Annotated in this window: 8 protein-coding genes; all 8 read right to left on the reverse strand. The window is 61.8% G+C overall.

All coding sequences use genetic code 11. The features are described 5' to 3' along the window. Positions 1 to 37: 37 nt before the first annotated feature. Positions 38 to 355 carry a hypothetical protein gene (locus AC5Y7V_RS29265; protein WP_499883508.1) on the reverse strand — a complete coding sequence of 106 codons (318 nt, stop codon included), beginning with the start codon at positions 353 to 355 and terminating at the stop codon, positions 38 to 40. A 136-nt stretch (positions 356 to 491) separates the two neighbouring features. Next, positions 492 to 770 carry a hypothetical protein gene (locus AC5Y7V_RS29270; protein WP_499883509.1) on the reverse strand — a complete coding sequence of 93 codons (279 nt, stop codon included), beginning with the start codon at positions 768 to 770 and terminating at the stop codon, positions 492 to 494. Positions 771 to 1,390: 620 nt separating this feature from the next. Further along, positions 1,391 to 2,131: a TetR/AcrR family transcriptional regulator gene (locus AC5Y7V_RS29275; RefSeq protein ID WP_499883510.1), complete on the reverse strand. Its 741-nt coding sequence runs from the start codon at positions 2,129 to 2,131 to the stop codon at positions 1,391 to 1,393. Next, positions 2,103 to 2,414, reverse strand: coding sequence for a hypothetical protein (locus tag AC5Y7V_RS29280; protein ID WP_499883511.1), 312 nt, complete (start codon positions 2,412 to 2,414; stop codon positions 2,103 to 2,105). The genes AC5Y7V_RS29275 and AC5Y7V_RS29280 overlap by 29 nt, the downstream gene beginning before the upstream one ends. Continuing rightward, entirely contained in the window at positions 2,411 to 2,752 is a 342-nt protein-coding gene (locus AC5Y7V_RS29285) for an AbrB/MazE/SpoVT family DNA-binding domain-containing protein (RefSeq protein WP_499883512.1), read from the reverse strand. The genes AC5Y7V_RS29280 and AC5Y7V_RS29285 overlap by 4 nt, the downstream gene beginning before the upstream one ends. A gap of 265 nt (positions 2,753 to 3,017) precedes the next feature. Further along, positions 3,018 to 3,857, reverse strand: coding sequence for a hypothetical protein (locus AC5Y7V_RS29290; protein WP_499883513.1), 840 nt, complete (start codon positions 3,855 to 3,857; stop codon positions 3,018 to 3,020). A 222-nt stretch (positions 3,858 to 4,079) separates the two neighbouring features. Further along, positions 4,080 to 6,134, reverse strand: a complete 2,055-nt coding sequence (locus tag AC5Y7V_RS29295; RefSeq protein ID WP_499883514.1) for an ATP-binding protein — start codon at positions 6,132 to 6,134, stop codon at positions 4,080 to 4,082. 11 nt (positions 6,135 to 6,145) lie between these two features. Beyond that, positions 6,146 to 7,600 carry an SIR2 family protein gene (locus AC5Y7V_RS29300; protein ID WP_499883515.1) on the reverse strand — a complete coding sequence of 485 codons (1,455 nt, stop codon included), beginning with the start codon at positions 7,598 to 7,600 and terminating at the stop codon, positions 6,146 to 6,148. Positions 7,601 to 7,883 lie beyond the last annotated feature (283 nt).

The following is a 7,883-nucleotide window of genomic DNA, read 5'->3' on the forward strand; positions in this document are numbered from 1 at the left end:
AGGGGTCCACTTTCAACCGACGAAATGGGGTTCAGATTCAGCCGACGTTGACAGCCTGGGTGAAGCGGTCAGCGGCCTGACCTTGTTGGGCAAGGGTGAACTGGTTGCTTGCCGCTGTCTTGGTGGCGTCGTTGGCGTCCCGCGCAGCGAGGAGAGCGCCGAGTGAGATCAGCACCGCCACCGTGGCGGTGCCTTGTCCAAGCGAACCGATCCATTCGCGGATCTCCTTGCGCCGTTCAGCCTTGGCGGCTTTCTCGGCCGCCGTATCAGCAGCCGCGGCCGCAGCTGCGGTCGCCGCCGCGGCCGTCTCGGTGACGTGTAGACGGCCTGCGGTGAGACGTCGGCGCTCTGCCACGTGCGCTGGAGGTCGCTTTGGCCGTCTGATCATGGCGATAGCGTTTCGTAGCCGCGGGCGCCGCACAAGTCAGAGGGGATCCGCAAGCGCCGGGGGAGTGGACGGATGGCTCAGGGCGTTGCTCTCTACCCGAGCGTCATGAGTGCGACGTCCACCATGCATAGAGCTGCGCCAAGGTTGGTCCGCTCGTGTCGGATTCGATGGTGCTCACCAGGCGATGAGCATCGGTCGACCACGCAATCAGCGCCTGTTGTCCGTGCATCGCGCAGACCAACGTGCCGGCAATTCGTGATGGCGCCGCGTTGCGCCGCCACGGGCCGGGGGAGGCGATGTTGCCCGGACACACCACGACCTGCGCACCTGCCAGGTTCTCGCGCAGCAGGTCCTGGAGGTCGGTGTCGTTCTGGGCCAGCATGAACCGTGCGGTCGCCGGCCCTGAAAGGTCTGAGTTGGTCGTGCAAGTCAGATGGGCGACCAACGGGGGAGTGGTCGACTGCGGTCGGCATGAGTCGCCGAAGCCGGCGGGTACGAGCGGGCGCAGCTGCTCGGCTCCGTCGCCAGTCGGTGGGGGAGGCACAGTTGGCGCCGATGCCCCGGGCCAGAGCAACCAGGTGACGGCGGCCGCGGCTGCGATCAGGGAGGCCGCGGCGACTACGGCCCGCGTATTCAGGGAGTTCTTCATCCGGCGGGGAAAGGTGAGTCTCGGCCAGGAGCGGGGGGAGTGGTGTTTTGGGGCGAACTCGTAGGACAAGTCCGTCAGGGGCCGTAAGGGCCCACCACTGAGCGCCTGTGGCGGTTCCTCGTCGACGATGCGCAGCGGATCAGTGTCCTCACCGCCGGTGCCGGCGGTATCGACCCCCCCGTGCATGCGTTGCGTCCTTTCCGTCTCTCACAGCAGCTGTGCGCGCGATCGTGCGAGCCTGTAGTCGCCGCGTGGACCTGCACCCTCACGATAAGGCTCGGGCACGACCATCAACTACGCCCGAGCGTTCGGTGTTGTGTGCCGACCGGGCCCGTGATCGAGCTGCCCACCCGTCATTTCATCTGTCCTTCGCGGATCATCCGGGTGAGCGCGGCATCCCAGCGTGAAGTCTGGGCGGGGTCGTACAACGTGCCGGATATGTGCCGCTCGACGTGCGGGCGCAGCATGACCGTTCCGACACGCAGAATCAGCGGCAACATGGCCGCCCACACCGGGTCGAGATCGTCGGGTGTGAGGCCTTGGGCCGCAAAGGTGGCGCCCTGGTGGGCGCTGATCGCGTAGAGGCCCTCGAAGAGCGCATTGCCGACCTCACCGCCTTCGGTGAGTGCTCTGCCGATGTAGTCCATGACGTCGGGGTTTGTGCACATCAGCTCGGCGAACCGGCTGCCGGCATCGGTGACAATGTCGTCGGCCGTCGACACCGGGGCGGCCTCGCCTAGGGCCTCGTCGAAGATGGCCAGCACGTGCCGATCGATGGAATCGATCAGCTGGCCCTTGGTGACGAAATAGTGCTGTATCAACCCGAGGCTGACCCCGGCTGTCTCGGCGATGACTCGCAGTGATGTGGTCGCGATGCCATGTACGGCGAAGCACCTCATCGCCGCATCGCGGATCTGCTCAGGCTTCGTCGCCTTCGCATTGGTTTCCGGCGGGCGGGGGAGTGTGCCGTTATCCATCGCCATCAATCCTCCCAGACGCCGAGGGGGAGACACCCCGTATGGCGACCTCAGCGAGATCACCCGGAAGTTGCGGGCATCTGGGTAGTTATGGGGCTTTGAAGACGTCGTGGTCACCGACCCGTCGCCATCGACAGCGCAGTTCACCGTTGACGGTGGCGAATTCAAAGGTGGCGCGACCATCCGGGCTCGCGAACGACCACGTCATCTCAAGCACTCCCGGAGCGCCCTGTACTGACTTCACGCGGAGCGCTCGCGGCCATGGCGTTGAGGGATCGGTGGCGTAGGCGTCGCATGCCGGGACGAACTTCGTCTTCACCACGTTGAGGAAGGCAGCGCGGTGATCGGGCTTGAGTCGGCGCACGTCGCCGTCGAAGGCCGGGGTGGTTTCGAATTTCACGACGAGGGGGCGTCGTCGGCTGCGGCCTCGTCGGCGCGAGCCTCCGTGTCGAGCTGCTCCAGGTGGGCCATAAGGGACTCACCGTCCTCGTGAACAGTGACGCGACCGGCGGCGACGTGCTCGTCGACTTCCTTTTCGCGTCGCTGCCAGCGGTCCTCCCAGAACCAGCGCTGATCAGCGGGCACCGGCAAGGCCGGCCGAAGTTCCAAGACGCCGTCCTCGCGTTCAGTGATCTCGACCTGCGCGCCGGACTCGTCGAGATGCAGCCGACGTCGAACGTCTGCCGGCAGCGCCACGACACCTCGGGCCTGAACGGCGACGAAACCATGGAATGCCATGCCACCATGATCGCATAGCGCCGCAAACCTGTAAAGCTGCAATGCAGTCATACTGCAATACGAGCGGTTACTCGTCGGAGAGCAAGCGATCGATCGCCCGGCGTGCGCACAGTGAGAGCTGTTGACGGTAGCGCCGGGGTCGGCACTGGTGGGTGCGGGTTCCGGTACTTTCACCGGGCCTCTTCGAAGCGGATCCGGACAGTCGAGGCTTTGGTTGGTCGCGAACCATCATGGCCGGGGAAAGGCACTCGAAGCTCGCCGCCCGCTACGTGGAAACGCCCTCGCCGGGATCCGTCAACCCCTCGGATTGCGGAGCGGAAAGTGGATAGGACCCTCGTGGGCGCGGCGGTAACCCTGGTTGATCGAATCGCCCCAGAACCTGTGACAGCTCGCTTGAGCGCGCTTCGGCCTTTGCGCTCCGCATTGCCCTGCGGACGGCGGGGCTGCCGAAGACGTGCAGCTGGGTCCAGTCGGGCTCGTTATAAAGATCCTCACGTCCAGAAAGCGCCCAGGAGACCGCGTCGACATCTGTGCTGGATAGATGCAAGTTTGGGTCATTTTGGAAGGCTTCCTGGAGCGATGCCACTCTGTCGTATGCCCGCTTCCATATTCGTTCCGAGGAAAAGATTAGTAGCCTTATGCAGCTCCTCCGCGGGGGCGTAGCAAGGTCAGACCAGTCGGCTTGCAACGCTACGAATATCGCTTCTTCATCAATCGCATCGTCGAAAGCCTGCGGCTTTTTCATCCGTCGAGAACCGAAGGCACGGGCGTTCGTAGAATTGAGTAACTCTGCGAGAGCTGGCTGCGATGGGTGTCTCCATTCGGAGAGCTGTCGTATCACTTCGGTGAAGCCCTCGGGGTAGTAGCCGGCCACCTCTCCTAACTGCACGACTTCGACGTCGGCGACAATAACAAGAAGGTCTGCGGCCGACTGCGCCACGATGGGATCATTGGTCAGACTGATATCGGACGCCGCGGTGCCCTCGTGGAGGGCACTCCAGACCAATTCCATAGCCGGGTCAATTCTGTCGAGTGCGTGAAGCTTCTCAGTGAGGCGCCGATATTCGAGTGCTGCCCGGTAACGCTGGATCCGTTCGCGGTCCACGTCAGGCCTGCCCGGTGTCCGATCCGGAACTAGCTGACAGCGTGGGGGAGCGCTGACCAGCACGCTCTCATCTTGTTGCGGACGGGATCAGCCCCGGCAATCCACGACAATGTGAGAGTGTCGGAAGAAATCCAAAACGGCATGAGAGCGCCGGACGGAGGCGTTCATCCTGCCATCCGGCACGGCTTGTTGAACGCATCTTCACGGCGCTCCGCGCAGCCATCAATTCGACGGCGCGTCGCCCTGCCAGTCCTTGACCACCTGATCAATATGGTCCGAAAGCCTTGACAACTTCTCGACCTGTCCCCAGGTGCTCATGAAGTCTGGGTCGTCGCTCTTCGGGGGGTCATCAACATCACGCACGCGGACGGCGACTGGCACGCCGGTGCTGACCCCCGTGACAAGGGCATGCTGTTGCGCAAGACTAGGCAACTGGTCGAGAAGCGCGCGGGAACTCAGGGCTGTCGCGTGGCGCAATAGGCTCTGGTCCGCTTCGTGGGTGAGCCTATGTGCGATGACAGTCCCACATTGCGCTACGACAGTCTCGCTCAGTTCGCTCGGCCGCTGACTCGCTAGAAGCAAAGAGAGTCCAAACTTCCTACCCTCCTTCGCTATTCGTTCGAAGACCGCCGCCGATCGAGTGCCAGACCCACTGGGTTCTCGTCGGGAAGGAATGAAACGGTGAGCCTCCTCGAGCACCAGCAGCAGTGGATGTTCAGCCCTGGGTTCGCTCCGCACCGCGAAGTCGAACAGAATCCTGCCGAGGAGGGCTGTGACGTTCTCAAGCACATCGTTGGCGACCAGGCTTAGGTCGAGAATCGTGACTGACGGTCCGGAGCCGTGAGCGGCTACCTGTCCTCGGTAGGAATCCGTTGCCGGCCAGTCGGAATCAGTTTTCCCGCCAGTCGGGTCAACGCCCATGAGAGCCTTGAGGTAGCTGCCAAGCGGGTCGGCATGCTTCTCTACTCGCGTGATGAAGTCGTAGCGCCCGTCAGCCAGAAGGCGGCTCAGTCGCATCTGAAGCGTTGCCACGTAGCCAGCGATCTTGTTGTCGGCTGCCTGTTCCAACTGGATCCGATTGGGAAGGAAAAGGTCGCAGAGATCCTGAAGTGAATAATAAACGGGCGCGTCGAAGTCTGGGGCCGCCTGAGCACTTCCCATGCCTAAGAGGCCGAACGCTGCGCGCACATGACTGCGGATAGCGACGAACATCCGCGCAAGAACATCCCGTTGCAGTGCCGTCAACGGCGTCCACTCGACGTTCTGGACGACGGCTTGGGGTATCCCTACGTCGAGGATGCGCTTGATTTGCGTCCACTGAACTGAACAGGGGCTCGTCTGACTAGCTTGATCGTCGACCATATTCTGCAGGCCGACAAGTTGCGCAAATGCAGTGTCGGAACCTCCTCTGGTGTTGGAGAACGCTCCTTCGATAATCACCACAGAACTCAGAACATTCTGGAGACGGAGCAGCTCAGTATTCGTTGACGCACCAGCTACACGCGCGTCCGCAATCGAGCGCTGAAGAACAGGTGCTTGAACACCTTCGCTCGCCTTAAACAGCGTCAGATGCTCTTCATTGTTCATGAACCAGTGCGGAAGAAAGAGGCCGCTCGACGTTCCCGGACGCGGGCCGAGAACAAGGGGCCGTGTCTTCTTTCCTCGGCCGCTAGACGTGGGAAACGATTGGGCGTACTCACCGTTGATGTCGAAGATGACGATGTGCCCATTGGGAATAGCGTGATCGAGCAGGCCGTCGATGATGGCAGTCACCGTGCACGACTTGCCTGACCCGGTGGAACCGACGACCGCACAATGATGTCCGAGTAGCAGGTTCGCATCCAGGTAGACCGATTGCTCAGTGGCTACAGCCGACGTCCCGATCCGTAGCGCCGGGCCTCCTTTGGGATGAAATATGTTCTTCACTTCTAGGGGGGTCGCCGCCTTCACAGGGGCATGCAGGGGTGGGTAGCCGGTTAGCCCAGACTTGAAGGAGTCTCCCTCAAACCGACCTACGACAGTGGCTTCCAGTTCGTAGGCAGCCGTGTCGTCTTGGCTGAGCAGTTCGCCGCGCTCCTTCGACTCCTGGCGCCTGCTGATGTACACCGCAGTGACGATTCCTACAACGCGGTGAGCCCCCGCTGGCGCTGTGATGTAAGAGTTGACGACACCTACCGTCTGGACACCGTCGGGCCCCACCTTGGTGAAGCCCTTTGCGCCTACCTCCAACGCGACACGGATGGTGGTGCTTCGGACATCGATGACCCGCCCGATCAAGCCTACGTCCCTCACAGGGCATCAACCCCAGGGAGGGGAGGAGCAGCCCCTCCTGCTGACCGCTCCAGAGCTTCAATGAGGCTCGTAACTGCTGCGGGTGGGCTCACGCCGTGCGTGCTCAGGTTTGGCATCAACTCGGCCAGCTCTGCGAACTTTCCGAGATCACCGGTGAGGACAGCGATGCGCGAGTCGGCCGCTGTCGCAAGTGCTGCGATCGCCGTCGATTTCGGGCTCGCACCGGTTTCAATCAACGCCTTACCGAGGTTATCCGCATTGTCTGTCACCGCCAACAGATTCTCATCGCTTAGCACAGCCTTGGGGTCGGCGACGAAGACGTTAAGCGCAGGATTGCTCGCAAGACTTCGCAACAAAAGTCGATTGATGTGGGGATCGGCGAAGCCGTATCCCACTGCAAGGACCGCAGTGTCGTCCTGTTGGACGGCGTCTCCGAGTAGGCGCAGCAGATCTGAATACGGATATGCCAGAGAGTCAGCCTCCTTGGCGGCCGTTGGATAGATAAGAACGAGGTCGTCGCTCGCAGTCTCAGCGGCGCTCTGCTTAACTTCCAACGATTCAAGACCCGTAGCGGCGTCCCGCTCGACGGATGAGCGCCAATTGAGACTGCCGTGGACCTTGTGTAGGTATACGGCTGCCTCTGCCCGCGCAACGACCGCCTGTGTGGTCGTTTCTACCCGGTGAAAGTCCAGGCCGTAGTACGCCAAATTCAATCGACGATCCACAGTGCCGCTGAAGCCGTCGATGTACGGATAGCCGAGTTGATCGAGAGCTCGTTCAACTACCAGATCGTAATTAGTCGTGAAAATGCTGGGGCGCGGGAGGTTTGACCGGCGACTGCGGACCATCCGTGAAAGGAAGGTCCGGTGGGCGCGGAACGGGTCGACGTCGAACGGCGGTTCAAGTATCGCCGACTCAGACGGTAAGCGACATGCTTCTGCCAGCGCCCGGTTGATACTGTGGCGGAGACTTTCGACTTGCTCCTTTGGGTAAGCCCTGGCGGCTTGTCCGGAGCCAATTGAAACCGAGCTTTGACCTGCATGCCTTGCCAGTGAGCTAGCCAACTGCAGCCCGTTGAGCAGCTGCTCTAGGTCACCGCTGTCAGTGGGGTTGATGATGCTCAGTAACTCGGAGTCGACATCACTAGGCTCACCGCCAGACTTCGTGATCAGTTCGAGCACAGTCTGATTCGTGAGGTTTCGGGTCTGTGGCGAGCCAAGGTGGAACGAGGCCCCCGATCCGAGGAGAATGACGAGGTTCTTGACCTGCAAAAGCGAACTCAAATATTCGCGCGCGAAATGCGCATCACGAGTCGTGATGAGCTCCTTGATGACACCGCCGACGAGAAAGAGCCCGCGAGGAGACCCACCTATTATGCCCTGGTGGTCCTGCACCGACTCGTCCTCGGGTCTCACCGGGACTGGCTCCGCGATCTCTGGAGATTCAGACATGGCGCTCGCCTGGCCCCCGGATGAAAGCGCCCCCTGTAAGCGACGAGTTGGCTGAGGTGCTGACGGCGGACGCCGATATCGAGCTCATCGCCGGATTCGTTCCGTAAGAAGTCGGGGCCCGCACCGGCTTCTCGCGGGCGACGAGCCCAATCACTGATTCCTCGCTCGTTGTTCAGCGATCGAGATCCGCGATGCGAAGATTGCTAATTGCACCCGATGTCCGAGCGCCTCACCAATCGACAGATGATCGAAACCCAAATCAACGATCTGGGCGCTCCCTACT

Source organism: Mycobacterium sp. NGS34, assembly GCF_059812845.1.

Bases quoted from the DNA above. Each gene is read 5' to 3' on its own strand.
- AC5Y7V_RS29270 (WP_499883509.1), bottom strand. From the start codon at position 770: ATGCTGGCCCAGAACGACACCGACCTCCAGGACCTGCTGCGCGAGAAC.
- AC5Y7V_RS29285 (WP_499883512.1), bottom strand. From the start codon at position 2,752: ATGGCATTCCATGGTTTCGTCGCCGTTCAGGCCCGAGGTGTCGTGGCG.
- AC5Y7V_RS29300 (WP_499883515.1), bottom strand. From the start codon at position 7,600: ATGTCTGAATCTCCAGAGATCGCGGAGCCAGTCCCGGTGAGACCCGAG.